This is a genomic window from Parageobacillus toebii NBRC 107807 (assembly GCF_003688615.2).
In the GTDB taxonomy this organism is placed as follows: Bacteria; Bacillota; Bacilli; order Bacillales; family Anoxybacillaceae; genus Parageobacillus_B; species Parageobacillus_B toebii.
The window spans coordinates 693,212-717,240 of the sequence record NZ_CP049703.1 but is presented as its reverse complement, the minus strand read 5'-3'; the positions used below and the strand labels follow the sequence as shown (position 1 = coordinate 717,240).

The following is a 24,029-nucleotide window of genomic DNA, read 5'->3' as shown; positions in this document are numbered from 1 at the left end:
AGTGTTTAGGGGATGAGCAATCGAACTAATGGCTAACTCCGTGCCCAGATATCTTTATTTTTTCTTGCGTTTTTTGCCTAATAGAGCCGTTGCGATGGCACTAAAGAAGTTGCCTAAAGCTTCGATTAAAGCTTCGATCATTTTAGCAAAAAACACCTCCTACCTTAATATCCCTTTATTTACCACATATAACAATACTATAGAAAAACTATGAAAAACGACAATCTTTGTGAAAAGATCGAAAAAGAATATACCGTCGTAATATCGCGGCCTCTCCCAAGTATCGTTTGCGGTAAATATGGAAACAATGATAAAAGCAAGTTTGCTAGAATCAAAGAGGGGAGAGGTCTTTATGCTTGCTTTTATCGCCGGAGTATTCGTGGGGTCATTGGTGATGCTTGTTGTCATGAGCATGATGTTTGTCGCCAAACAGGCAGATGAGCATAGCGCCAATTGGCAGAAGAAATGAGAAAGCTTCCTGCAGACATGCAGGAAGCTGTTTTTACTCGTCAGCAGGAAACACGATTCCCGTTTGTTTGCGGGCCTCTTCCATCAAGGCAATCGTCAGCAACGAATGCTCATGTGAATTGATTTCGGATTCGCGTTTTCCGTTTTTGATCAGCTCGATAAATTCCTTCGCTTCATAATACATCGGAGGCTGTTCTTGCGGGACGGTAATATCTTCTATGCGCCCGTCGCGGTAGCGAATTTCCACTTTTGTCGGCGTATGGATCGCATCGATCAGAATGCTTCCTTCTTCCCCTTGAATTTCCGATGGAAGATAAGAGTTGGTGATTTTTGAGTACATCACCATCGCATCCATGTCGCCGTAATCAAAAATAATGCTTCCTTCTCCGTCAACGCCGGATTCGAGTTTCAAGCTATTTGCTTGGAGGCGATGCGGTTTTCCGAATAAGACGACCATCGGGTAAATGCAATAGACGCCGATATCCATTAGTGAGCCGTTGGAAAAGGCGGGATTGAACGCGTTCAAAATCGTTCCTTGTTTATACGCATCATAGCGGGATGAATATTGGCAGTAGCTGGCGAAATAGCGGCGTATTTTCCCGATTTTATGTAAATGTTCGCGAATCGTTAGAAAGTTCGGAAGCATCGTCGTTTTCATCGCTTCCATCAAGACGACATCATTTCGGCGCGCCGCATCAACCATCGCTTTGACTTCTTTTGTATTCGATGCCATCGGCTTTTCGCATAGCACATGTTTGCCGTGGTTCATAAGCAAAATCGCCTGTTCGGCGTGCAAAGAATTTGGGCTTGCGATATAGACGGCATCGATATCTTTGCTTTTCGCCAGTTCCTCAAGGTTTGTAAACGTCTGTTTGGCACCTGTTTTCGCCGCAAATTCCTTCGCTTTTTCTTCCGTCCGCGAATATACCGCGGTTAATGTGAAGTCTTCTACTTTTCTTGCTGCTTCAATAAATGCTTCCGTAATCCAGTTCGTTCCGATCGTGGCAAATCGAATCATGGCGGTCCCTCCTTGTTTGTCGTAACTATACCATTTTATCGTTCATACAGCTCAATCGGCAACTCATCGGGATCGCGGAAAAACGTGAACCGTTTCCCTGTAACTGGGTCGATCCGGATCGGTTCGGTAGCGACGCCTTGCGTTTGTAAGTATGCGACAGCTTCATCGATATCGTCAACTTCCAAGGCGAGATGGCGCAGCCCGCACGCTTCCGGATAGCTTGGCCGCTTTGGCGGATTTTCAAAAGAAAACAGCTCAATTTGTGTATGTTCGCCGACTTGCAAATCTAATTTATACGAATTTCGTTCTTTTCGATATTGCTCGTGAATAATGTTGAAACCGAGGATATTCGTATAAAAATGTTTCGACCGTTCGTAGTCGGAACAAATAATCGCGATATGGTGAATGCGGGTGAATTGCATAAGCTCCTCCTTTAGCAAGGCAAATGAATTTCTACTAGAAGTGACATTATTTTTTAAAAATAAAAAAATCCAATTCTGCATGAATATTGACGTGGAATAATATGTATATTATCATAAAAATCAATAGATAATAATATTCAAAATATTCATATATTTATATTTTACTCATAAAACATCACCTCTAAAAATTCAACATTTTTGAAAACGCTTACCAACTTGGTTTTTTCGTTCACCAATTATTGATTCCTCACGAATAGCAGCTCAAGAATGTCTACATCCTGTTTTGCCCACATATTATGATACTACACTATTTTTCTATGAAACAGAAAAGGAGAAGGTACATATGCGCTACGAATTCAAATTGCCAGACATCGGAGAAGGGCTGCATGAAGCGGAGATTGTGCGTTGGTTTATTCAAGAAGGAGACGAAGTTTCTGTCGATCAGCCGATTGCGGAAATTCAAACAGATAAGGCGATGGTGGAAATGACGACACCCGTAGCGGGAAAAGTAGTAGCGCTTGCCGGGCCGGAGGGAGCGACGATAAAAGTCGGTGAACCGCTTATCATCGTTGACCAGCAAAAAGCCGCTGATCATGAAGAAGCAGCCGCAGAATCTAAGCCGGCGCAACGGAAAAAACGAGTGATTGCCGCCCCGTCGGTAAGAAAAAGGGCAAGGGAAATGGGCATTCCGATTGAAGAAGTAGAAGGAACCGGAGAAGGCGGAAGAGTGACGCTTGCCGATTTAGAGCGATATGTAAAAGAGCGCGAGTCCGCATCGGCGGCGGTGGCACCAGCGCTGGAAGCTGCCGAGACGACGACGGTTCATAAGCAAACGGTAAACGAAGAACGCATCCCGATTCGCGGGCTGCGGAAAAAAATCGCCGAAAAAATGGTGAAATCAGCATACACCGCTCCACATGTGACGGGGATGGATGAAATCGATGTGACGAAACTGGTGGAGATCCGTACAGGTCTTGTGAAACAGTTGGAGACGGAGTCGGTCAAACTGACATATTTGCCGTTTGTCATTAAAGCAGTGACGCGTGCGCTAAAAGAACATCCAATATTTAATGCAACAATAGATGAAGAAACAAACGAAATCGTGCTAAAGAAAGAATACCATATCGGCATTGCCACGGCGACGAAAGAAGGGCTTGTCGTCCCAGTGATTAAGCATGCCGACCAAAAATCGATTCGCGAGCTGGCGATCGAGCTTGCCGAGCTTTCGGAAAAAGCGCATCGCCATACGCTGCGTGTCGATGAGCTGCAAGGAAGCACGTTTACGATCACAAGCACCGGGGCAAACGGCGGCTGGTTTGCGACACCGATTATTAACTATCCGGAAGTGGCGATTTTAGGCGTTCACTCGATTAAGCGAAAACCGGCCGTAATTGGCGATGAGATTGTCATTCGCGACATGATGGGGATGTCGCTCACGTTTGATCATCGCGTCATTGACGGGGAACCGGCAGGCCGGTTTATGAGAACGGTAGCGCAAATTTTAGAACATCCAGAGCAGCTCCTGTTAGATGTTCGGTAAGCGAAGGGGGAGGAAACGATGTTTGATCAAAACCAATTGCCGTTTGATATGGTACAGCTATTGGATGAAAACGGGAACGGGGATGAGGAAGCATTACAACAATTTTCCGATGAATTTCTCGTCACACTATATAAGTGGATGCGAAAAGCAAGAGTCATTGATGAACGTTTGTTAAAAATGCAGCGGCAAGGGCGGATCGGTACATACGCGCCATTCAGCGGGCAGGAAGCGGCGCAAATCGGCAGCGTGCTCGCGCTTGAGAAAGAGGACTGGATTTTTCCAAGCTACCGGGAAATCGCTGCTTGTTTGGCGCATGGGCTGCCTCTTACGCAAATTTTTCATTACGTGAGAGGCCATGTGCTTGGCGGCAGAACGCCGGAGCATTTAAACATTTTCCCGATTCAAATCATTATTGGCGCGCAGACGCTTCATGCGACAGGGTGCGCATGGGCGGCAAAACTGAAAGGAGAAAAGCAAGTATCCGTCTGTTATTTCGGCGATGGCGCGACATCAGAAGGCGATTTCCATGAAGCGATGAACTTTGCGTCTGTTTATCAAGTTCCGGTCATTTTTTTCTGCCAAAACAACCAATACGCCATCAGCGTTCCGGTGCATAAGCAAACGGCAAGCTGGACGATCGCGCAAAAAGCGATCGCATACGGAATGAAAGGCGTGCTTGTCGACGGCAACGATGCGCTTGCCGTGTACAAAACGATGAAAGAGGCGGTCGATTCGGCGCGAAACGGCGAAGGACCGATGCTAATTGAGGCGCTGACGTATCGACTAGGGCCGCATACGACATCCGATGACCCGACAAAATATCGAAGCGCGGAAGAAGCGGAGCAGTGGAGACGGAAAAAAGATCCGCTTCATCGCTTGCGGGTGCTGTTAGAAAAGCGCGGGCTTTGGACGGAAGAAAAAGAAGAAGCATGGGTAGCGCAAGCAAACGACGAAATCACGGCGGCGTATGAAGAAGCGGTGGCGGCGGAGACAGGGTCGATCGTCGATGTATTTGACTACGTGTACGGTAAGCCAAGCAAGCTTTTACAGGAGCAGCAACAAGAAGCAGCAAGGAGAAAGCAAGGGAAAGAGGTGAAATAACATGGCGGAAAAGACGATGATTCAGGCGATTAATGAAGCGATGCGGCAAGAAATGGAACGCGATGAGCGCGTGATTGTACTAGGGGAAGATGTCGGGAAAAATGGCGGCGTGTTTCGCGCGACAGATGGATTGTTAGAACAATTTGGGGACCGCCGTGTATTTGATACGCCGCTTGCCGAATCAGGCATTATTGGCACATCGATTGGCTTGGCGGTGAACGGATTCCGCCCGATTGCGGAAATTCAGTTTCTCGGCTTTGTCTATCAGGCGATGGATCAGCTTGCGGCACAGGCAGCGCGCCTTCGTTTTCGCTCGGCGGGACGGTTTACATGCCCGCTTGTCGTACGAAGCCCATACGGCGGAGGAGTGCGCACGCCGGAGCTTCATTCCGATGCGCTGGAGGCGCTGTTTACGCATTCACCTGGTTTGAAGATTGTCATGCCATCGAACGCCTATGACGCAAAAGGGCTGCTTATTTCAGCGATTCGCGATGAAGACCCCGTTTTATTTTTAGAGCCGATGAAATTATACCGCGCCTTGCGCATGGAAGTGCCGGATGAGCCGTACGAAATTCCGCTAGGAAAAGCGCGTGTCGTCAAAGAAGGGGAAGATGTGACGATCATTTCGTGGGGTGCGGCCGTTCCGCTTGTTGCGAAACTGGCGGTAGAGATGAAGTCGAAAGGAATTGACGCCGAAGTAATTGACCTTCGCTGCCTGCAGCCATTAGATATCGATACCATCGTGGAGTCGGTGGAAAAGACAGGACGGGTGATGATTGTTCATGAAGCGGTCAAAACGAACGGGTTCGGCGCGGAAATTGCCGCATTGATTAGCGAACGGGCATTGTTTACGCTATCGGCGCCAATCGTGCGCGTGACCGGCTATGATACACCGTATCCGGTGCCGTCGGTCGAAGATGACTGGCTGCCGAACGCCGCTCGCATTTTCGAAGGGGTACAAATGTTAATGCGCTATTAATAAGCACGAAAGGGGATCACAATGGGACTTTATGAAGATTTATTAGAACGGATTGGTGACCGTGAACGGGTGACGATAAACGAAACGGTTCTTGAGCAGCATAGCAAAGGGATGGCCTATCACGAACCGAGAAAGCCGGATGTCGTCGTCTTTCCAAGAACGGCGGCGGAAGTGAGCGCGGTGTTGTCCTACGCCAATGAGCGGCGCATACCGGTTACTCCATTTGGAGCAGGAACCAGTCTAGAAGGACATATTATTCCTGTTCAAGGCGGCATCACACTCAACTTTACGATGATGAATAATATTATTGACATTCGCCCCGACGATTTTTTGGCCATCGTCGAGCCAGGGGTAACGCGGATGCAGCTGAATCAAGCATTGAAAAAACATGGACTGTTTTTCCCGGTTGATCCGGGAGCGGACGCAACGATCGGCGGGATGGCGTCAACGAACGCCAGTGGTACAAACAGCGTCAAATACGGCGTCATGCGCGATCAAGTGCTAGGCTTGGAAGTCGTGCTCGCCGATGGGAAAATCGTTCATACCGGCGGAATGGCGATGAAATCGTCGGCAGGTTATGACTTAACGGGGCTGTTTGTCGGTTCGGAAGGAACGCTGGGTGTATTTACGAAGATTATTGTCCGTCTTCAGGGCATTCCGGAAGCGACGAATGCGATTAAAGTAAGCTTTCCTACGTTGGCGGAGGCAGCGCAGGCCGCAGCGTCAATTTTAAAAGCGGGCGTGTCTCCGGGGAAAATAGAGCTTGTGGATGAGCAAACGATTCAAGCGGTCAATCAATACAAACAGACAGACTATCCAGCGGCGCCGACGCTATTTATTGAACTAAGCGGCAGCGCATCAAGCGTAAAAGACGGAACAGAGCTTGTCAAAGAGTTGTGTGTTGCGGAAAACGCGGTTTCGTTTGAAATGGAAGAGGATTCTGTCGCGCGCGCCAAATTGTGGGAAGCCCGGCATCACGCGGCATTTGCCATTCAAGCGGCATATCCAGGGAAAGCGATGTTATCAACCGATGTGTGTGTGCCGATTTCCAAAATGCCGGCAGCGATTGCCGAAACGCGGAAGCTTGTCGATGAATATGGCATGACGGCCGCGATTCTCGGCCATGTCGGCGACGGCAACTACCATACCATTCTTGCTTTTGATCCGGCGGATAAGGAAGAAGTAAAGCGCGTCGAAGAAGTGAACGCCCGCATCGTCCGCTACGCCTTATCGCATGGCGGCACGTGCACGGGCGAGCACGGCATCGGCATTGGAAAGCGGCAGTTTTTATACGAAGAACATCGTGATTCCGTTCCGTTTATGAAAGGGATTAAGCAACTGTTTGATCCGAACGGCATTATGAATCCGGGGAAAATTTTCTTATAATGAAAATCCCTCACTGATTCACGCTCAGTGGGGGATTTTTTTTTTGCGTGATAAAATCCATCCTTTCTTTTTTCGTTAGACGGAGTGCGGGAAAAATATGTACAATAAAGTCGTATCATACATGTTTTTGTCAAAATAGGGGGTCGCCCATGCGGAAACGATGGAAGTGGATCATTTATGCCAGTAGCATTGTGGCGCTTGTTGCAAGCGCTTCCTTTACAATCTATTGTGCGTGGAAAGTATATGCCTATCATCAGCCAGGTGAAAGAGAAATTAATGAACACGAAAATAACGCGTATCATTTTGTCCTTGTTCCGGAGGAGCTCGATAATGATTATTGGCGCTTAGTGGAAAAAGGAGCGAAAGCGGCGGCAAAAGAGACAGGGGTTCATCTCGAATATGTCGGACCGCGGCAGGCCAACATTGATGAGCATATTCATATTCTTGAAAAAGCGGCCGCTTCCAAAGTAGATGGGATTATGACGCAAGGATTGACGGAAAAAGAGTTTACGCCAGTGATTAACCGCATTATCGAAAAAAATATTCCTGTGGTGACGATCGATACCGATGCGCCAACAAGCAAGCGAACAGCTTATATCGGTACGGATAACTATTACGCTGGTTTTATTGCTGGAAAAGCGCTAGCGGAAGATACGCACGGGAAGGCAAATGTAGCGATTATTACAGGAAGCCTTACCGCCTCCCATCAGAAACTGCGGGTTCAAGGGTTTAAAGATGCGGTGAAGAACGAAAAAGGGATTCGCATCATTGCCATCGAAGAGTCAAATATTACGCGCATACAAGCAGCCGAAAAAGCGTACAGCATTTTAAAAAAGCATCCTGAGGTGAACGCGTTTTATGGCACAAGCGCGCTGGATGCGATCGGGATCGCAAAGGTCATTGAACAGTTTCATCGCGAAAAGGAAACCTATATTATCGGATTTGATACGCTGCCGGAGACGATTCATTATTTGCGAAAAGGAACAATTCATGCAACGGTGGTGCAAGAACCTTATGAGATGGGATACCGAGCGGTGAAAGCAATGGTGGATATTATCAAAGGAAATGATGTTCCGTCTGTTACGAATACGGAAACAAAGGTCATCCGCAAGCAAGATTTGCCGCTGCGTCCGGCTCGCAACTACGAGGTGAAACATGATTAAAATTCGGACAAAACTATTGTTGTATTTTAGTATTTTTATCCTGTTGCTCAATGGCATTGTCTTCTTTTTATACAACAGCAGCGAAGATATTGTGAATGAGTACGACTACAGCATGCGCCGGCTTTTGCTGTTGAATGAAATTTCTCAACGTACGAATCAATTAGTAGAACAGTTGAATGCTTATCTTACAGAAAAAGATGAACGATATTTGCGAGAATATAACCGCCAATATCGCTGGTTGCAAGAAAACCGCAAACAAGTCAGAGAAATGTTTTCCAACCGAAAAAATGCGCTTTTAGTGGAAAATTATGAACATATGATTGAAAGTTTACTAGAGGAAGGGGCATTGACCGTCTATCATTTTCAAGCAGGCAATATTAGCTTATACTCTTCCCACCTTCACGAAGCGATGAAGATTTCTTCATTTATTCAAGAGACGACCCTTTCATTAATTCACAATGAATTAACGACTTATCAGCATTTTTACAATGAAGTGGAAGAGCGGAATCGTTATTTTCGCTACATGGTGATCGGATTGTTTATGACAACGTTTTTGCTTGGCGTTCTTTTGGCTGTATGGTTTTCCGGAGGCATCACAAAGCCGATCGCGCGTCTTTCGCGTGCCGCTCGGGAAATTGCAAGCGGGAAGTTGGATGGTCCTGATGTCGTTAGCACAACGAATGATGAATTAAAATTATTAACCCATACGTTTAATGATATGCGCCGCAATCTGCAGCGGCTGATTGAGGAAATGAAGAAAAAATCCGAACTGGACAGGCTCGTAAAAGAATTAGAGTTAAAAAGTTTGCAGAGCCAAATCAATCCTCACTTTTTATTTAACACGCTAAATGTGGTTTCGAAAATGGCGTATTTAGAAGAAGCGAACCAAACATCACGGTTGATTGAAGCGATTGCGGCGATTTTGCGATATAATTTAGGAGATTTGCAGCGTACGGTGACATTAGCCGATGAAGTCCATATCGCAAGGGAATACTTTTTTATCCAACAGACACGCTTTTTTGACCGAATTAAATTTTCGATGAATGTCGATAAACAATGTTTGCCATTGCCCATTCCGCCTCTAACCTTGCAGCCGCTTATTGAAAATGCCTTTATTCATGGAATCGAATCTTATGAAAAAGGAGCGGAGATTTCGTTAAAAGTAGAAAAAAGGAACAAACGCGTCATCATCGAAGTAAGGGACAACGGCGTCGGGATGAGCGAAGAAACGAAAGAAAAATTAATGGCTTTTATAAAGGGACAAGAAGACGACTCTGCTTCGAATGAAAAAAAACGCGGACACTCCACGAGCATCGGTATACGCAACGTCATTCGCCGGCTTCAGCTTTTTTATGGGATACAAGATGTGATGGAGATTGAGTCAACGGTTGGGGAAGGAACAACGGTTCGTCTGCTTTTGCCAATGACAAAAGGGGGTGGAAGCGAATGAAAATTGCCATTGTGGATGATGAAGTGTTGGAGAGAAAAGCATTGCAAAAAATGATTCGCGACCATCTTCCGAATATGGAAGTAGTTGCTGAAGCTGCCAATGGACGTGAGGCGGTGGAAATCGCCAACGAATATAAGCCGGATGCGATGTTAATCGATATTAAAATGCCTGGAATCGACGGGCTGGAAGCGATTGAGCTTATTCGCCGGCATCACCCGGATATGAAGTTTATTATCGTATCCGCGTTTGATACGTTTGAATACGCAAAGCAAGCAATGCGGCATGGTGTGAAAGAATATTTATTAAAACCGAGCCGGAAAGAAGAAGTGATTGGCGCGCTAAGGCGAGTGTATGACGAATTAATGGAAGAGCGGAAGAAAGAAGAAGAAAACAAGGAATTGCAACAACGAGTGCACCAATTGCAAAAGCTTGTAGAAAAAGAATGGTTATCAGTGCTGATGCTCGAAGAAGTTTCTTCAGAGGAATGGAAACAATGGGAGACGCTGTTTCCGTTTTCGATTGACTCGGGAATGTTTATGGTGATTCAATTTCCTAGCGGCGGAAAAAAAGAGGTGTGGAAACATTGGGTAGAACAGGTGCTTTTAGAAAAGGCGGCGACATATTACGTCATTGGAAGAATCATCGATGGACAAATGCCGATTTTGTTTTTTACGGATATTCCCGAGAAAACATGGAAGCCAATGATACAATCTCTTGCCCATGACCTTGTCCAGCAGTTTGAAAAGCAATATGAAGAAACACTTTATATCGGTCTTGGTTCTCCGGCATCCCAGCTAGAGGGGTTGCGTTATTCCTATTATGAAGCGCTTGCTGCTGTACAATATTATGCATCGCAAAAAAAGGCAAAGAGCGGTTTTCTGCCGAAGAAAGCGGTGCTCGCATCGGCGGCTATCGATCAAACGGAAAGAGAAAAACGACTGTTTGATGTGGTGCGTGAAGGTGATTTCGAACAAGCATTAACACAATGTCTATCTTATATAGAAGAGATAGCTTTTCATCATCCGTTTCCTGTCGTGAAACAGAAGATGGAGGAAACATTTATTTTGCTTGGACGCATGTTAACCGATTTCGGTATTTCGTATGAGCGGACCACCACTTTTCATTCGTGCAGTTCCTTGGAGAAATTGAAAAGAACAGCAACAGAGCAGCTTCAGCACATGGTGCATCATATACAAGCATGGCGGCATCAGCAGGCAAACGGAAAGCTTGGCAAGGCGAAAGATTATATTGACGAGCATTACCATCATCCGCTGACACTCGAAGAAGTGGCGGAATATGTCGGCATCAGCCCATACTATTTTAGCAAACTATTTAAAGACCGCTTCGGAATGACGTTTATTGACTACGTGACTGAAGTGCGCATCGCGCGCGCGAAAAAGGAAATGGCAGATCCGAATAAAAGTCTAAAGGAAATTTGTTTTCTTGTCGGCTACAATGATCCGAACTATTTTAGCCGCGTTTTTAAAAAACATACCGGAATGTCGCCTACCGAATATCGGAAAAAGCTCCACTTCGCCACTTGATGGTGATGAGGAGCTTTTTATCTATGGACAAAAAAGTGAAGAAGATCGCAAAAAAGTGCAGAGATTTGTTGGCTGAAATGATGAAAAAACATGTTACATTCATTATTGAAAGGGTTTTCATGATAAAGAAAAGGGGGAGGAAACGTGAAGAAAAAAGGATTATGGTTGTCCTTAGCATTAACGTTCAGCTTGGCGTTAGCTGGCTGTAATTCCGATTCCAATTCCGCATCCAACAATAACAATAAAGAGGATCAAGGCGGAAGCAAAGGACACGAAAAGCTTGAAATATTCAGCTGGTGGACTGGCGCCGGAGAAGAAGATGGATTAAAAGCGTTAATTAAATTGTTTCAAGAAAAATATCCAGATATACCAGTAGAAAATGCCGCAGTAGCAGGCGGTGCCGGAACCAATGCGAAAGCGGTGCTAGCGAGCCGCATGCAAGGAAACGACCCTCCTGCGACATTCCAAGTGCACGGCGGCGCGGAGTTGAATGAAGGATGGGTAGCTGCCGGTAAAATGGAGCCGCTCAACGATTTGTATGAAAAAGAAGGTTGGATGGATAAGTTTCCAAAATCATTGATCGACATGGTCAGCAAAGACGGGAAAATTTATTCCGTTCCTGTGAATATTCACCGCGGCAATGTGCTTTGGTATAACAAAAAAATCTTTGCCGAAAATGGCCTCCAGCCGCCAAAAACGTTTGATGAATTTTTCCAAGTTGCCGAAAAGCTGAAAGCGAAAGGCATTACTCCGCTTGCGTTGGGGGACAAAGAACCTTGGACGGCAACGCATATTTTTGAAACGGTTTTACTAGGCACGTTAGGAACAGAAGATTACAAAAAGCTTTGGACAGGAGAATTATCGTTTGACGATCCAAAAGTAAAAGAAGCGGTCAACACGTTTAAGAAAATGTTGAATTACGTCAACGAAGACCACAGTTCCCGCAACTGGCAAGATGCCGCTCAGTTGGTCGGAAAAGGCGAAGCGGCCATGAACATTATGGGAGATTGGGTCAAAGGTTATTTTGTGAACGATTTGAAATTAAAAGTCAATGAAGACTTCGGTTATGTGCCAACTCCGAATACAGAAGGCAAATTTATGGTGATCACCGATACGTTTGGCTTGCCAAAAGGCGTGAAAAATCCAGAAGATGTGAAGAAATTTTTATCGGTGCTTGGTTCTGTAGAGGGACAAGATGCCTTTAACCCTCTGAAAGGCTCGATCCCAGCTCGTATTGATGCGGATCTGTCCAAATATGACGAATATGGAAAACAAACAATTCAAGATTTTAAAACAGCAGAACTTGCGCCAAGCTTAGCGCATGGATCCGCAGCGCCGGAAGGATTTGTGACAAAAGTCAACCAAGCAGTCAATATTTTCGTGACGCAAAAAGATGCGAAAACGTTTATTGATACACTTGTATCGGCTTCGTCAGAATTGAAGAAATAAAGAAGAAAAGGGGACGGGAACCATTCTCTTCCCCTTTTCTTGTTACGACAGGAGGGATGGAATATGGAAACAGCAAAGGCAGTATCGGAACGAAGCGTGACAGTCGTTCCAAAGACGCAAAAAAAGCGGAAATGGACGGTAGACCATTGGCTTGCACTTGCATTTCTATCGCCATCGGTTGTGCTTATTTTGATTTTCGTGTATGGATTTATCGGCTGGACGGGATATGTTTCTCTCAGCAATTGGAATTCCCTTGTACCTGACTTGTCGTTTGCAGGACTGAAAAACTATATCTATTTATTTCATGATTTCCGTTTTCAAGCCGATTTGCGGAATACACTTGTCTTTACGGTCTTGTTCATCGGTGTCGTGATTGTGCTTGGACAATTGTTGGCGATTTTGTTGGATCAAAAATTGCGCGGCGAATCGATTTTCCGTAACATTTTCTTTTTCCCAATGGCGTTATCGTTTGTCGTAACAGGGGTTGTTTGGCAATGGCTATTAAACCCGTCAACAGGGGTCAACTTGTTTTTTAAAAAATTTGGATTGGACTCGAAGTGGTACACAGATACAACGATTTTAGGAAGTTTCCACTTAGGGAAAATTGAGTTTGGCGTGCCGGTGGCGATCGTGGCGGTGGTGATTGCCGCTGTATGGCAAATGACGGGATTTGCGGTCGCGATGTATTTGGCAGGATTAAGAGCGATTCCGGAAGAAGTGCGGGAAGCGGCGCGAATGGATGGCGCCACGGAGTTCCAAATTTATCGTAAAATTATTATCCCGATGTTACGGCCGATTACGGTCAGTGTCATCATCATTATGGCCCACATTTCGCTGAAAATCTTTGACCTGATTTACGCGATGACTGGCCCTGGAGCAAACTTTGTCACAGACGTGCCGGGAGTATATATGTTTGAAACGACGTTCCGCGGCAACTACTACGCAAACGGAGCGGCGATCGCGATCATTATGCTGCTTTCTGTGGCTATTTTTATCGTTCCATATTTGATTTCAAGCCGAAAGGGTGAATCATGATGAAACAACGGACATGGTCACGGGCAGTTTTGTATATCATTTGCATCCTGATGAGCTTATTTTTCTTAATGCCTGTCTATGTGATGCTCGTGACAAGCGTCAAGCCGCTCGATGAAGTGACGCTTTCTGATATGTGGAAGCTTCCGACTGCCTTTGATTGGAGCAGTTATCAGACCGCATTTGAGAAATTGGCGCCAAACTTTTTGAACTCTATTTATCTCGTTGTTCCTGCGACATTGCTCTCGGCGCTGTTAGGAGCATTGAATGGCTACGTATTATCGAAGTGGAAATTCAAAGGGGCGGATACGATTTTTACGTTGATTTTGTTTGGCATGTTTATTCCTTATCAAAGTATTTTAATTCCGCTCATCCAGTTTTTGCGGGAAATTGGTTTGTATAATACGATTCCAGGGCTTGTATTTGTCCATGTCGTGTACGGCATTCCGATCACGACGTTGATGTTCCGCAATTTTTACGCGGCAATCCCGGATGAAATGATTGAATCGGCGAAAATCGACGGAGCCGGGTTTTTACGGATTTTCCGCTATATCATGCTTCCGCTGTCGATTACCGGGTTTGTCGTCGTAGCGATTTGGCAGTTCACAAACATATGGAACGAATTTTTATTTGCGGTAACGATCACAACGTCTTCCCAGCAGCCCATTATGGTCGCTTTGCAAAACTTATCCGGAAGCCAAATCGTGCAATGGAACGTGCAAATGGCAGGGGCGCTGCTTGCTGCTTTGCCAACATTGCTTGTCTATATGTTCCTCGGCAAATATTTCGTCCGTGGTTTGCTAGCTGGTTCAGTAAAAGGGTAATCATGCATGCCGGCAAAGGCGAAATGTTTGTGGAGGATCTTTTAGGAGCTGGCAGGGAGAAGAACTATTTCGATAATGCCAAAACATCTGCAGTAAGAACTTCCTGTGCCACAATCTTTGTCGTCGACCTCCAATCGTGCAAAAACTCTAGGAGATCGACGACAATTTCTTTTTGCCTCTATCCTTACAGCCATCACCGATCCACTCTATTGACGGAATTTTCAAAATGGATTATACTGGACTTGCTTTGTTTTGAAAAGTGTTGATGTAGCAACGTTTTTGGGGTTTTTATCTTACCTATGAGGGATTGAAACCAGTCGGACAGGTTGTGTATTGGAACGGTACAGCCGTTTTTATCTTACCTATGAGGGATTGAAACTTTCTACTCAAATAATTGAAGATGAAATCGGGAATCAGTTTTTATCTTACCTATGAGGGATTGAAACCTTGTTCTAAAGTGATTCCCTCATTTTCCAACTCTGTTTTTATCTTACCTATGAGGGATTGAAACCCTCTAAAGATGTATCAGCGTACCGATCGAGGCATGTTTTTATCTTACCTATGAGGGATTGAAACTCAATTCATTGCTAAAAATCGGATTCCCTCCCGAACGTTTTTATCTTACCTATGAGGGATTGAAACTGAGAATTGGTGCGGAATGACATATGCGCTGCTACCGTTTTTATCTTACCTATGAGGGATTGAAACTCTTTCAGAATACAATGCAACACCGATTGTTCAGCATTGTTTATATCTTACCTAATAAGGAATTGAAACTGAGCAGCAAGGTGCGCATTTTGGGCCAAAGGAAAAACAGGTCGTATCTTATCTATGAAGAATCAAAACTTTATCAATCCACTCTTTTCGGGTACTTATTGAAAAACCGCTCAACACAAAAACCCGCTGATTTTCAGCGGGTTTTATCACTGGCTTGATGCCTTATGGTACAATAAAATCGGAAATCATAGAGACGAAAGCGGGGAGAAATGCGTGTATCTTGGGGCGATTGAAGCAGGTGGAACGAAATTTGTATGCGCTGTCGGGGATCGTGACGGAAATATAAAAGAAAGAGTGACATTTCCAACGGCGACGCCGGAAGAAACGATGCGCCATGTCGTCGATTTTTTTAGCCGATATGAATTAGAGGCGATCGGCATCGGTTCTTTTGGTCCGATTGATTTGCATCCCGATAGTGCGACATATGGCTATATTACAAGCACGCCGAAACAAAAATGGGCGAATTTTAATTTTGTCGGTGAAATGAAACGGCATTTTCAAGTGCCGATCGGATTTGACACGGATGTGAATGCGGCCGCGCTCGGTGAACGGCGCTGGGGTGCCGCAAAAGGGGTGCGAAGCTGCATTTATATTACGGTTGGAACCGGAATCGGCGTCGGGGCGATTGTCGAAGGGAACCTGCTCCATGGTCTTATGCATCCGGAAATGGGACATATTCTCATCCGCCGTCATCCGGAAGACACATTTGCCGGTGTTTGTCCATATCATGGAGATTGTTTAGAAGGAATGGCGTCCGGACCGGCGATTGAAAAGCGCTGGGGGAAAAAAGGAGCGGAGCTGGCTGATCGCTTGGAAGTATGGGAGTTAGAAGCATTTTATTTAGCGCAGGCGATTGCCAACTACATCTTAATTTTATCGCCGGAGAAAGTCATTATCGGCGGCGGTGTCATGAAGCAAAAACAGCTGTTGCCAAAAATCCAACGCAACGTTCAGGAGCTATTGAACGGGTACATTCAGCAAGAAGCGATTTTGCGCGATATTGATCAATATATTGTGCTTCCGGGCCTCGGCGATAATGCTGGCATCTGCGGGGCGCTTGCCCTCGCCGAACAGGCGCTTGCACAATGATCCACTGACCGCTTGTTCAAACAGGCGGTCTTTTTATATTTTTAGCCAAAATAAAAAAGAAGTAGGGACCTACTTCTTAATTTCTGTGACTGATGGGTCATAATTTATATAGAATCATGTTATAAAATAAGTTGATAAATATATACCGCTGTTTTATAATATTTTTGACTGTCTAGTCATATTATCGTTAGGAGCGAAGTCCAATGAAAAAGGAAACGAATTATCAACGAATTGTTCAATGGCTTCGGCAGCGCGGCGTGCGTGCGGAAATTGCGAAACCCCGCATCTCATTGCCATCGTATCGGCAATGCATCGAGCCAGGTATTTCGAAAAGTTCCTCTTTATAGGAGATGACGGGCATGACAGCAGGCCGGAGAGTGCAATTTATCGAAACAGCGATGAAATTGTTTGCTGAAAAAGGATACCATTCGACATCGATTCAAGATATCGTCGATGCGTGGGGGATTTCGAAAGGAGCGTTTTATCATCACTTTTCTTCAAAAGAAGACTTAATGCTCGCTATCATACGGCACTATTTTGAAAAAATGATGGCAAACATCACCGCCATTTCACAGGATAGCAGTTCAGAAAAAGAGCGGTTTATTCAGCAAATCGCCGCACATTTTGCGAATATGCATGAGCATAAAGACTTTTTGCAAATGATGATGAACGAACAGCTGCCAAAAATTAGCCACGATATTCACCATTATTTATTGAAGCAGTATGCTAACATCTTTTCTTGGTATTGCGACCGTCTCATCGAAGTATACGGAACAGAGGTAGAGCGGTACGTGCTTGATGTGGCGACGATGTTAAACGGCATGATTCGGCAATATATATTTTGTTTCATTTTGCAGGCAAATAAGTTTCATGCCGAAGAATTAGCGCGTTTTCTCGTACGGCGTTTGGATGCGATCATTGCGAGTTTTTCGCATGAAGAATCGCCGATTTTAAACAAAGAAATGTTAAAGCCGTTGATGGAAATAGAAGAAAAAGAACGCCGTGTATTGCGAGAAAAGATCAGCGCCCACATTGCCCATATGCAAAAAAAGATTTTATCGTTTTCACTCGATAAAAAAATACAGCACGAACTTCATGACGCGCTTGATGCGTTAGAAGCAGAGTTAATGAATGAAGAGTCGGCACCAAGGAAATATGTGGTGAAAGGAATTTTATTATATATCGAAAATCAACATATTCCGCTATTAGCTGATGATTTAGCATCGTTGACAGAAGTTATCCAACAATATATGACAGCGAATAGATGGGAGAGACGAAAATGGAAAAAGGAAATGAATTAGAAATGCAGTCAAGCACCATTCGACATCGAACGATGTTAATTACTGGTCTTATGATTGCTATGCTTTTTGGAGCATTGGACGGAACGATCGTCGGAACGGCGATGCCGCGCATCGTTGGAGAGCTTGGCGGATTAAGTTTAATGATATGGCTGACGACCGCTTATATGTTGACATCGACGACGATCGTGCCGATTGCCGGAAAACTTGCGGATTTATTAGGCAGACGAGTCGTTTATGTGACAGGACTCGTCATTTTTATGGTTGGCTCCGCCCTTTGCGGCATGGCGAATAATATGACAGAGCTCATTATTTACCGCGGACTGCAAGGAATCGGCGGGGGAATTATGATGCCGATGGCAATGATCGTCATCGGGGATGTGTTTACTGGAAAAGAACGTGCGAAATGGCAAGGGGTTTTCGGTGGATTATACGGCCTTGCCTCCGTCATCGGCCCGCAAGTTGGCGGTTTTATCGTCGACCATTTAAATTGGCGCTGGGTATTTTACATTAATCTTCCTGTCGGGATTTTAGCAACCATTTTTATTGCGATGGGATTGAGCAAATATAAAGCCGAGGGGCCAGTGAAATTTGATCTTGCCGGGATGTTTACGATGGTTGTCGGCGTGGTTAGCCTGCTTTTAGCGTTAACGTTTGGCGGGGATAAGTATGAATGGACATCATGGCAAATCATTGCCTTGTTTGCGGCGGCGCTTGTCTTTTTAACGCTGTTTGTATTTGTAGAGAGGAAAGCGGAAGAACCGATTTTGCCGATGCATTTATTTAAACACCGCACGTTTACCGTATTAAATGGAATTGGCTTTTTAATGAGTGTCGGCATGTTTGGGGCGATTATGTTTGTTCCGTTTTTTATGCAAGGGGTTGTCGGAGTAAGTGCAACCAAATCCGGCACGATCATGACGCCGATGATGATTACGATGATTATCGGAAGCATCGTTGGTGGCCGAACCGTTTATAAAATTGGTGTAAAATCACAGCTATTCATTGGCATGGCCATTATGGCGGCAGGGTTCGGTTTATTAAGCACGATGGATGTGGATACGTCCGAATGGACCGCCACGTTGTATATGATCATTTTAGGGCTTGGAATGGGGTTAGTGATGCCGCTTTTAACGCTCGCTTTGCAAGAGAGTTTTCCAAAGTCGGAGCTTGGCGTCGTCACCTCTTCCAGCCAGTTTTTCCGTGCGATCGGCGGGACGTTCGGAATGACGATTTTAGGGGCGATTATGAACCATCGCTCGAGCCAGTTGCTGGATGACCGTCTCATGCCAATGCTTCAGTCGCTTCCTGCGCAGGCAAAAGGAATGGTGGACCGGTTTGCCCATATGATTCATGATGATCCGCAAGGTCTTTATTCCGTCTTGTTTAGTCCGGAAACGCTAGAGAAAATACCGCCGCAAATGAGAGAGACGTTTGTGCCGATTTTAAAACATTCGCTCGTGGATTCGCTTCATTCGGTTTTCCTATTTGGACTTATTTTTGTCATTGGTGGAACAGTGCTCGTATTTGGGTTGAAGAATATCAAGCTATCTGACAAACGACAGTTGCAAGAAATGGCCGAAAAGGAAAAACTGCCGCAGAGCTAAACCTCCGCGGCAGTTTCTTTTTGAGGAAGTGGGAGGTTTTTTGCTAAGAAGGAAAATGTGGTGTTGTTGACGGTGTGCTGGTGCGTTTTGTCGCTTTATTTACGAAGCGGTGATCAACTGTCAAACACTTTTGAGCGTGTGTGAAAACGGACGCCTTCTGGACCTTCTAACGAAAACATGCCGCCACGCCCCGGAACGACGTCGATAATGAGCTGCGTATGTTTCCAATATTCGTATTGCGCTTTCGAAATGTAAAACGGACAGCCGCCGATTTCGCCAAGCAGCACATCGGAATCGCCAACGATCAGCTCGCCTTGCGGGTAGCACATCGGTGAACTTCCATCGCAACACCCGCCGGATTGATGAAACATTAACGGTCCGTGTTTTGCTTTTAACTTTTCAATCAGCTCCAAAGCGGCCTCTGTCGCGATTACTTTTGGCTGATTACTCATCGCAATCTCCCTCCTAAAATAAAAAAGATGGATGGCAGGAAAGGCAGCGTGAATGACACGCTGCCTAAAAATTAGAAGAGTCCTAGTTTTTTCGGTGAATAGCTGACAAGCAAGTTTTTCGTTTGTTGATAATGTTCAAGCATCATTTTATGTGTTTCGCGGCCGAATCCGGATTGTTTATAGCCTCCGAATGCTGCGTGTGCAGGATACATGTGGTAGCAGTTTGTCCAGACGCGTCCTGCTTGAATGCCGCGGCCAACGCGATAAGCGGTATTAATGTCGCGCGTCCATACGCCTGCACCTAAGCCATACAATGTGTCATTGGCGATCTCTAATGCTTCGTCCATGTCTTTAAATGTAGTGACTGCAACGACTGGTCCGAAAATTTCTTCTTGGAAAATGCGCATTTTATTGTGGCCTTTAAAAACGGTCGGTTTTACGTAATATCCGTCTTTTAAGTCGCCTTCTAGGATATTACGTTCCCCGCCGGCAAGCAATTCGGCGCCTTCTTGTTTGCCGATATCAATGTACGATAATATTTTTTCTAATTGTTCCGAAGATGCTTGCGCGCCGATCATCGTTTCCGTATCGAGCGGATTGCCTTGTTTAATTTGTTTCACACGCTCTAACGCGCGCTCCATAAATTTGTCGTAAATCGATTCATGAATGAGAGCGCGGGAAGGGCATGTACATATTTCGCCTTGGTTTAAAGCGAACAACGTAAAGCCTTCGATCGCTTTATCGAAAAATTCATCATCTTTTGCCGCCACGTCTTCGAAGAAGATGTTTGGCGATTTTCCTCCAAGCTCCAATGTGACTGGAATAATGTTTTGCGATGCGTATTGCATGATTAGACGTCCTGTTGTCGTTTCGCCAGTGAAAGCAATTTTAGCGATGCGGCTGCTTGAAGCAAGCGGTTTTCCAGCTTCTACGCCGAATCCGTTCACAACGTTGACAACACCTGGAGGAAGGATGTCTTGAATTAACTCCATTAAAACAAGGATCGATGTCGGTGTTTGCTCTGCAGGTTTTAAGACAACGCAGTTTCCAGCTGCTAACGCTGGAGCGAGTTTCCATGCTGCCATTAAAAGCGGGAAGTTCCAAGGGATGATTTGTCCGACAACACCAAGAGGCTCTTTAAAGTGATAGGCGACCGTATCGTGATCGATTTCGGATAAAGTGCCTTCTTCCGCACGGATGCAGCCGGCGAAATAGCGGAAATGGTCGATCGCAAGCGGAATGTCGGCATTCAACGTTTCGCGAATCGGCTTGCCGTTTTCCCATGTTTCTGCAACAGCAAGCATTTCCAAGTTTTCTTCCATACGGTCAGCAATTTTGTTGAGGATTCGCGCGCGTTCGGCAGGGGAAGTACGGCCCCATGCATCTTTCGCAGCATGAGCAGCATCCAACGCAAGTTCGATATCAGCTGCTTGGGAGCGTGGCACTTCGCAGTAAGCTTGCCCTGTCACAGGGGAAATATTTTCAAAATACTCTCCATCGACCGGTGGAACCCATTTGCCACCAATGAAATTTTCATAGCGTTTTTTGAACGTGATCAGTGAACCAGGCTGCCCAGGTTGAGCGTAGATCATCCAAGTTTCCCCCTTATATATTTTTTATATGCGCTTACAAGAAAGCGCATTCAATATAATGAAGTGAAAAATTTCTCCCAGTAATTAAGTTATCATTTTGTCACAATTTTGTCAAAACAAATTTTGATTTATTTAAAATTTTATAAAAATAAAAATGATGATCTAGTAATGCAGCTCGAGTCCTTCTATCCATTGGCTTGCATATACGCTGCTTAAATGATGGAACGCTTCGAGCACATCGCTTGGATTTGCCGCAAAAAGTTGTTTTGCAACGTTTTGATTTTGTTCGTGAATAAATTGAAACAGAAAGTCTGTTTTGACACGATTGACGATTAAAAGCGCACAATAAGAGCGTTCGAGCTGCTTTTTGCGCTCGATTGTATCGTCAATTTGTTCGAAATGCGCTTTATAGCGGGAAATAAGTTCGGATATATGCTCGCGAATTCGCGCTTGCGCTTCGTTCATCATTTCCTCCATTTCTCTGGCAGAAAGAAATGATTGCTCCTCGAGCATGGTTCCAAGCACTTGTTGTAAAGCATGCGACGATTCTGTTGCGAATGCTACATTGGCGAGCAATCCATGCATATATTCATTCTCATCCGCTGCTTGAATTCGTAATTTCATAATGATTTCAAGCACATCGGAATGAATTTTTTCTTTCGTCCAATGGGCGGTCAATTCATGAAGGAGAATGGACAATATACGGGAAACTTCCTCTTTTGTCATTTTCATCGTTGGCAGTTCCTTTCTGATTCGTGTTGTATATTTTAAGAATGCCATGGTGATGTATCCACCGTCAACGTTGCTTCCTTTTTTTAGTTGTAGAATCGAGCTTCTTTGAGTAAGATGGAACTAATAGAAAAGGGGAGGAGAAAAGCAATGAAGCCGCTAAGGCTGCGAGGTCATCATTTATTATGTGTTCATGGATTTCGCGGAATGGGATATAGCCCGTCGTTTGTCAAAAAAATGTGGGAAGTAGTGACGAAAATTCGCGATGAAGAACAAGATTTTCCGATTCAAGTCGTTGTCGCGCTCGATGATACGTGCATGACATGTCCGCATCACGGGGAAACGGCATGCCAAGCAGATCCAAATTCGAATGAACATGTGATCTCCATGGACCAAAAAGTGATTCGCCATTTAGGAATTGAAGAAAACGAAATTTATTTAAAGTCGGAATTAGTGCGGCTTACAGCGCAAAAAGTGCGGCCGGATGATTTAGATTACTTATGCGCCAACTGTTCGTGGCTTCCGTATGGCGTGTGTAAAGAAGGAATTGCCAATGTGCAAAATGGCAACGTGGCGCAAAAGGCAAAATTAAGTACCGGCAGAAAATCATTTTCGCAGCAATACCGTTTTCAGAATTCATAAAAAATAATGACACCATTGATAAAAAAGTGTGGTATGATAAACAAATATAAGAGATTTTCAGACAGAAAGGGTTATGGAACATGAAAGTGGCAAAATTTGGGGGAAGTTCGGTCGCAAGCGCCACACAGTTTCGAAAAGTCGCCGATATCGTCAGCTCTGATGTGGAGCGCCGCATTATTGTTGTATCGGCGCCGGGGAAACGATTTAAAGAAGATATAAAAATAACCGATATCCTTATTCAATTGGCGCAAGCGGTTATGGAAGGAACAGCATGCGATGAGATCGTTCAGGCGGTAGTAAAACGATATGCGGAAATCGCCAAGGAGCTGGAATTGCCGGCAGATGAATTTACAGCGGAGCTAGAAAAGGATTTGCGTTGGAAAATGAACGAATATCGTCATGATCCGTGCCACTTGATGGACGCGATAAAAGCAAGCGGGGAAGATCATAACGCTAGATTGATGGCGCTTTATTTACAGGAGATAGGGTTAGAAGCAAGCTACGTCAATCCGCGGGAAGCAGGAATTATTGTAACGGATGAACCGGGTAATGCGCAAATTTTGCCGGAATCGTATGAAAAGCTATATCATTTACGAAAACGACGTGGCGTATTAGTGATTCCGGGATTTTTTGGCTACTCATTGGAAGGGAATATCGTCACATTCCCACGCGGAGGTTCAGATATTACCGGATCGATTGTAGCAGCCGGGGTGAAAGCGGATGTGTATGAAAACTTTACGGATGTCGATTCGATTTATTGCGTCAATCCTTCCATTGTCGAAAACCCGCGCCAGTTAAAAGAAATTACATACCGAGAAATGCGCGAACTTTCTTATTCCGGATTTTCCGTGTTTCATGACGAAGCGCTGGAACCAGTTTATAAAGCAGGCATTCCTGTTTGTGTGAAAAATACGAATAACCCTGCTGCTCCAGGCACTTGGATTGTCGCCAAACGCAACCATCATGACGAACCGATTGCCGGCATCGCTAGTGATACAGGATTTTGCAGCATTAACATCAGCAAATATTTAATGAACCGAGAAATCGGATTTGGCCGCAGACTGCTGCAAATTCTAGAGGATGAAGGAATTTCGTATGAGCATACTCCTTCTGGCATTGACAACATGTCCGTTATTTTACGGGAAAATCAATTAGAAGGAGGAAAAGAGCAGCGCATTTTAGACCGCATTCAAACGGAGCTGGAAGTCGATGAAGTTCATATTGAACATGGACTTGCGCTGATTATGGTGGTTGGCGAAGGCATGGAACGCACCGTCGGGATGGCGGCAAAAGCAACTGCGGCGCTTGCGAAGGCAAACATTAACCTTGAAATGATCAACCAAGGTTCATCGGAAGTAAGCATGATGTTCGGCGTAAAAGAAGAAGTCGTGGCCGATGCGGTTCGCGCGCTTTATGAAGTGTATTTTCAAGAGGCTTCCGTAGGAAACGAAGTATAAAATACATAAG

General features: G+C 45.1%; 22 protein-coding genes and 1 CRISPR repeat array. Of the genes, 17 read left to right on the top strand and 5 right to left on the bottom strand.

The genetic code is table 11. The features are described 5' to 3' along the window. The first annotated feature begins 352 nt into the window (after positions 1-352). Entirely contained in the window at positions 353-469 is a 117-nt protein-coding gene (locus tag DER53_RS03700) for a DUF3789 domain-containing protein (RefSeq protein WP_121910022.1), read from the top strand. A 33-nt stretch (positions 470-502) separates the two neighbouring features. Here the strand turns inward: DER53_RS03700 and DER53_RS03695 are convergent, their stop codons facing one another. Both DER53_RS03695 and gloA2 read right to left on the bottom strand, forming a co-directional pair. After that, positions 503-1,486 carry a Gfo/Idh/MocA family protein gene (locus DER53_RS03695; RefSeq protein WP_062755583.1) on the bottom strand — a complete coding sequence of 328 codons (984 nt, stop codon included), beginning with the start codon at positions 1,484-1,486 and terminating at the stop codon, positions 503-505. 35 nt (positions 1,487-1,521) lie between these two features. Further along, positions 1,522-1,908: an SMU1112c/YaeR family gloxylase I-like metalloprotein gene (gene gloA2 / locus DER53_RS03690; protein ID WP_062677123.1), complete on the bottom strand. Its 387-nt coding sequence runs from the start codon at positions 1,906-1,908 to the stop codon at positions 1,522-1,524. A gap of 343 nt (positions 1,909-2,251) precedes the next feature. Here gloA2 and DER53_RS03685 point away from each other — a divergent pair, with 343 nt between their 5' ends. From DER53_RS03685 to DER53_RS03620, 14 genes are all read left to right on the top strand, one after another. Then, the gene (locus DER53_RS03685; protein ID WP_062755582.1) at positions 2,252-3,448 is read left to right on the top strand and encodes a dihydrolipoamide acetyltransferase family protein; all 1,197 of its coding nucleotides are present in this window, start codon (positions 2,252-2,254) and stop codon (positions 3,446-3,448) included. Between the two features lie 18 nt (positions 3,449-3,466). Beyond that, the gene (pdhA, locus tag DER53_RS03680; RefSeq protein WP_062755580.1) at positions 3,467-4,549 is read left to right on the top strand and encodes a pyruvate dehydrogenase (acetyl-transferring) E1 component subunit alpha; all 1,083 of its coding nucleotides are present in this window, start codon (positions 3,467-3,469) and stop codon (positions 4,547-4,549) included. 1 nt (position 4,550) lies between these two features. Continuing rightward, the gene (locus tag DER53_RS03675) at positions 4,551-5,528 is read left to right on the top strand and encodes an alpha-ketoacid dehydrogenase subunit beta (RefSeq protein WP_062755578.1); all 978 of its coding nucleotides are present in this window, start codon (positions 4,551-4,553) and stop codon (positions 5,526-5,528) included. A 21-nt stretch (positions 5,529-5,549) separates the two neighbouring features. Next, positions 5,550-6,914, top strand: coding sequence for an FAD-binding oxidoreductase (locus tag DER53_RS03670; RefSeq protein ID WP_062755576.1), 1,365 nt, complete (start codon positions 5,550-5,552; stop codon positions 6,912-6,914). A gap of 149 nt (positions 6,915-7,063) precedes the next feature. Further along, positions 7,064-8,077 (top strand): sugar-binding protein, encoded by a 1,014-nt coding sequence (locus DER53_RS03665; RefSeq protein WP_062755574.1) that lies wholly within the window; start codon positions 7,064-7,066, stop codon positions 8,075-8,077. Further along, positions 8,070-9,527, top strand: coding sequence for a sensor histidine kinase (locus tag DER53_RS03660; RefSeq protein ID WP_073968011.1), 1,458 nt, complete (start codon positions 8,070-8,072; stop codon positions 9,525-9,527). The genes DER53_RS03665 and DER53_RS03660 overlap by 8 nt, the downstream gene beginning before the upstream one ends. Further along, the gene (locus DER53_RS03655; protein ID WP_062755572.1) at positions 9,524-11,071 is read left to right on the top strand and encodes a response regulator transcription factor; all 1,548 of its coding nucleotides are present in this window, start codon (positions 9,524-9,526) and stop codon (positions 11,069-11,071) included. The genes DER53_RS03660 and DER53_RS03655 overlap by 4 nt, the downstream gene beginning before the upstream one ends. Before the next feature lie 144 nt (positions 11,072-11,215). Then, a complete protein-coding gene (locus tag DER53_RS03650) occupies positions 11,216-12,520 on the top strand; it encodes an ABC transporter substrate-binding protein (RefSeq protein ID WP_062755570.1) in 1,305 nt (434 codons plus the stop codon). Between the two features lie 63 nt (positions 12,521-12,583). After that, a complete protein-coding gene (locus tag DER53_RS03645; RefSeq protein ID WP_062755568.1) occupies positions 12,584-13,555 on the top strand; it encodes a carbohydrate ABC transporter permease in 972 nt (323 codons plus the stop codon). Continuing rightward, the gene (locus DER53_RS03640; RefSeq protein WP_062755566.1) at positions 13,555-14,376 is read left to right on the top strand and encodes a carbohydrate ABC transporter permease; all 822 of its coding nucleotides are present in this window, start codon (positions 13,555-13,557) and stop codon (positions 14,374-14,376) included. The genes DER53_RS03645 and DER53_RS03640 overlap by 1 nt, the downstream gene beginning before the upstream one ends. A gap of 284 nt (positions 14,377-14,660) precedes the next feature. Continuing rightward, a CRISPR array of direct repeats spans positions 14,661-15,084; the repeat unit is 30 nt; unit sequence GTTTTTATCTTACCTATGAGGGATTGAAAC. A 282-nt stretch (positions 15,085-15,366) separates the two neighbouring features. Next, positions 15,367-16,242 (top strand): ROK family protein, encoded by an 876-nt coding sequence (locus DER53_RS03635; protein WP_062755564.1) that lies wholly within the window; start codon positions 15,367-15,369, stop codon positions 16,240-16,242. A gap of 203 nt (positions 16,243-16,445) precedes the next feature. After that, entirely contained in the window at positions 16,446-16,589 is a 144-nt protein-coding gene (locus tag DER53_RS03630; protein ID WP_015865188.1) for a hypothetical protein, read from the top strand. A 12-nt stretch (positions 16,590-16,601) separates the two neighbouring features. Then, a complete protein-coding gene (locus DER53_RS03625) occupies positions 16,602-17,543 on the top strand; it encodes a TetR/AcrR family transcriptional regulator (RefSeq protein ID WP_062755562.1) in 942 nt (313 codons plus the stop codon). Positions 17,544-17,545: 2 nt separating this feature from the next. After that, the gene (locus tag DER53_RS03620) at positions 17,546-19,147 is read left to right on the top strand and encodes an MDR family MFS transporter (protein WP_482812008.1); all 1,602 of its coding nucleotides are present in this window, start codon (positions 17,546-17,548) and stop codon (positions 19,145-19,147) included. Positions 19,148-19,260: 113 nt separating this feature from the next. Here DER53_RS03620 and DER53_RS03615 read toward each other — a convergent pair whose 3' ends face one another. The 3 genes from DER53_RS03615 to DER53_RS03605 form a co-directional block, all read right to left on the bottom strand. After that, positions 19,261-19,599, bottom strand: coding sequence for a DUF779 domain-containing protein (locus DER53_RS03615; RefSeq protein ID WP_033008378.1), 339 nt, complete (start codon positions 19,597-19,599; stop codon positions 19,261-19,263). 71 nt (positions 19,600-19,670) lie between these two features. After that, positions 19,671-21,191 (bottom strand): aldehyde dehydrogenase, encoded by a 1,521-nt coding sequence (gene adh, locus DER53_RS03610; RefSeq protein WP_033008377.1) that lies wholly within the window; start codon positions 21,189-21,191, stop codon positions 19,671-19,673. A 162-nt stretch (positions 21,192-21,353) separates the two neighbouring features. Continuing rightward, positions 21,354-21,923 carry a hypothetical protein gene (locus tag DER53_RS03605; RefSeq protein WP_062755642.1) on the bottom strand — a complete coding sequence of 190 codons (570 nt, stop codon included), beginning with the start codon at positions 21,921-21,923 and terminating at the stop codon, positions 21,354-21,356. A 147-nt stretch (positions 21,924-22,070) separates the two neighbouring features. Between DER53_RS03605 and DER53_RS03600 the strand changes: the two genes are divergently transcribed. Together DER53_RS03600 and DER53_RS03595 are read left to right on the top strand one after the other, a co-directional pair. Beyond that, the gene (locus tag DER53_RS03600) at positions 22,071-22,562 is read left to right on the top strand and encodes a DUF1284 domain-containing protein (protein ID WP_062755559.1); all 492 of its coding nucleotides are present in this window, start codon (positions 22,071-22,073) and stop codon (positions 22,560-22,562) included. 80 nt (positions 22,563-22,642) lie between these two features. After that, complete coding sequence (locus DER53_RS03595) at positions 22,643-24,019, top strand: aspartate kinase (RefSeq protein ID WP_062755557.1); 1,377 nt, start codon at positions 22,643-22,645, stop codon at positions 24,017-24,019. Positions 24,020-24,029: the final 10 nt, after the last annotated feature.

What these genes read in the sequence shown, in the direction of transcription:
- DER53_RS03700 (WP_121910022.1), top strand. Translation starts at nt 353, where the DNA reads ATGCTTGCTTTTATCGCCGGAGTATTCGTGGGGTCATTGGTGATGCTT.
- DER53_RS03695 (WP_062755583.1), bottom strand. Translation starts at nt 1,486, where the DNA reads ATGATTCGATTTGCCACGATCGGAACGAACTGGATTACGGAAGCATTT.
- gloA2 (WP_062677123.1), bottom strand. Translation starts at nt 1,908, where the DNA reads ATGCAATTCACCCGCATTCACCATATCGCGATTATTTGTTCCGACTAC.
- DER53_RS03685 (WP_062755582.1), top strand. Translation starts at nt 2,252, where the DNA reads ATGCGCTACGAATTCAAATTGCCAGACATCGGAGAAGGGCTGCATGAA.
- pdhA (WP_062755580.1), top strand. Translation starts at nt 3,467, where the DNA reads ATGTTTGATCAAAACCAATTGCCGTTTGATATGGTACAGCTATTGGAT.
- DER53_RS03675 (WP_062755578.1), top strand. Translation starts at nt 4,551, where the DNA reads ATGGCGGAAAAGACGATGATTCAGGCGATTAATGAAGCGATGCGGCAA.
- DER53_RS03670 (WP_062755576.1), top strand. Translation starts at nt 5,550, where the DNA reads ATGGGACTTTATGAAGATTTATTAGAACGGATTGGTGACCGTGAACGG.
- DER53_RS03665 (WP_062755574.1), top strand. Translation starts at nt 7,064, where the DNA reads ATGCGGAAACGATGGAAGTGGATCATTTATGCCAGTAGCATTGTGGCG.
- DER53_RS03660 (WP_073968011.1), top strand. Translation starts at nt 8,070, where the DNA reads ATGATTAAAATTCGGACAAAACTATTGTTGTATTTTAGTATTTTTATC.
- DER53_RS03655 (WP_062755572.1), top strand. Translation starts at nt 9,524, where the DNA reads ATGAAAATTGCCATTGTGGATGATGAAGTGTTGGAGAGAAAAGCATTG.
- DER53_RS03645 (WP_062755568.1), top strand. Translation starts at nt 12,584, where the DNA reads ATGGAAACAGCAAAGGCAGTATCGGAACGAAGCGTGACAGTCGTTCCA.
- DER53_RS03640 (WP_062755566.1), top strand. Translation starts at nt 13,555, where the DNA reads ATGAAACAACGGACATGGTCACGGGCAGTTTTGTATATCATTTGCATC.
- DER53_RS03630 (WP_015865188.1), top strand. Translation starts at nt 16,446, where the DNA reads ATGAAAAAGGAAACGAATTATCAACGAATTGTTCAATGGCTTCGGCAG.
- DER53_RS03625 (WP_062755562.1), top strand. Translation starts at nt 16,602, where the DNA reads ATGACAGCAGGCCGGAGAGTGCAATTTATCGAAACAGCGATGAAATTG.
- DER53_RS03620 (WP_482812008.1), top strand. Translation starts at nt 17,546, where the DNA reads ATGCAGTCAAGCACCATTCGACATCGAACGATGTTAATTACTGGTCTT.
- DER53_RS03615 (WP_033008378.1), bottom strand. Translation starts at nt 19,599, where the DNA reads ATGAGTAATCAGCCAAAAGTAATCGCGACAGAGGCCGCTTTGGAGCTG.
- adh (WP_033008377.1), bottom strand. Translation starts at nt 21,191, where the DNA reads ATGATCTACGCTCAACCTGGGCAGCCTGGTTCACTGATCACGTTCAAA.
- DER53_RS03605 (WP_062755642.1), bottom strand. Translation starts at nt 21,923, where the DNA reads ATGAAAATGACAAAAGAGGAAGTTTCCCGTATATTGTCCATTCTCCTT.
- DER53_RS03600 (WP_062755559.1), top strand. Translation starts at nt 22,071, where the DNA reads ATGAAGCCGCTAAGGCTGCGAGGTCATCATTTATTATGTGTTCATGGA.
- DER53_RS03595 (WP_062755557.1), top strand. Translation starts at nt 22,643, where the DNA reads ATGAAAGTGGCAAAATTTGGGGGAAGTTCGGTCGCAAGCGCCACACAG.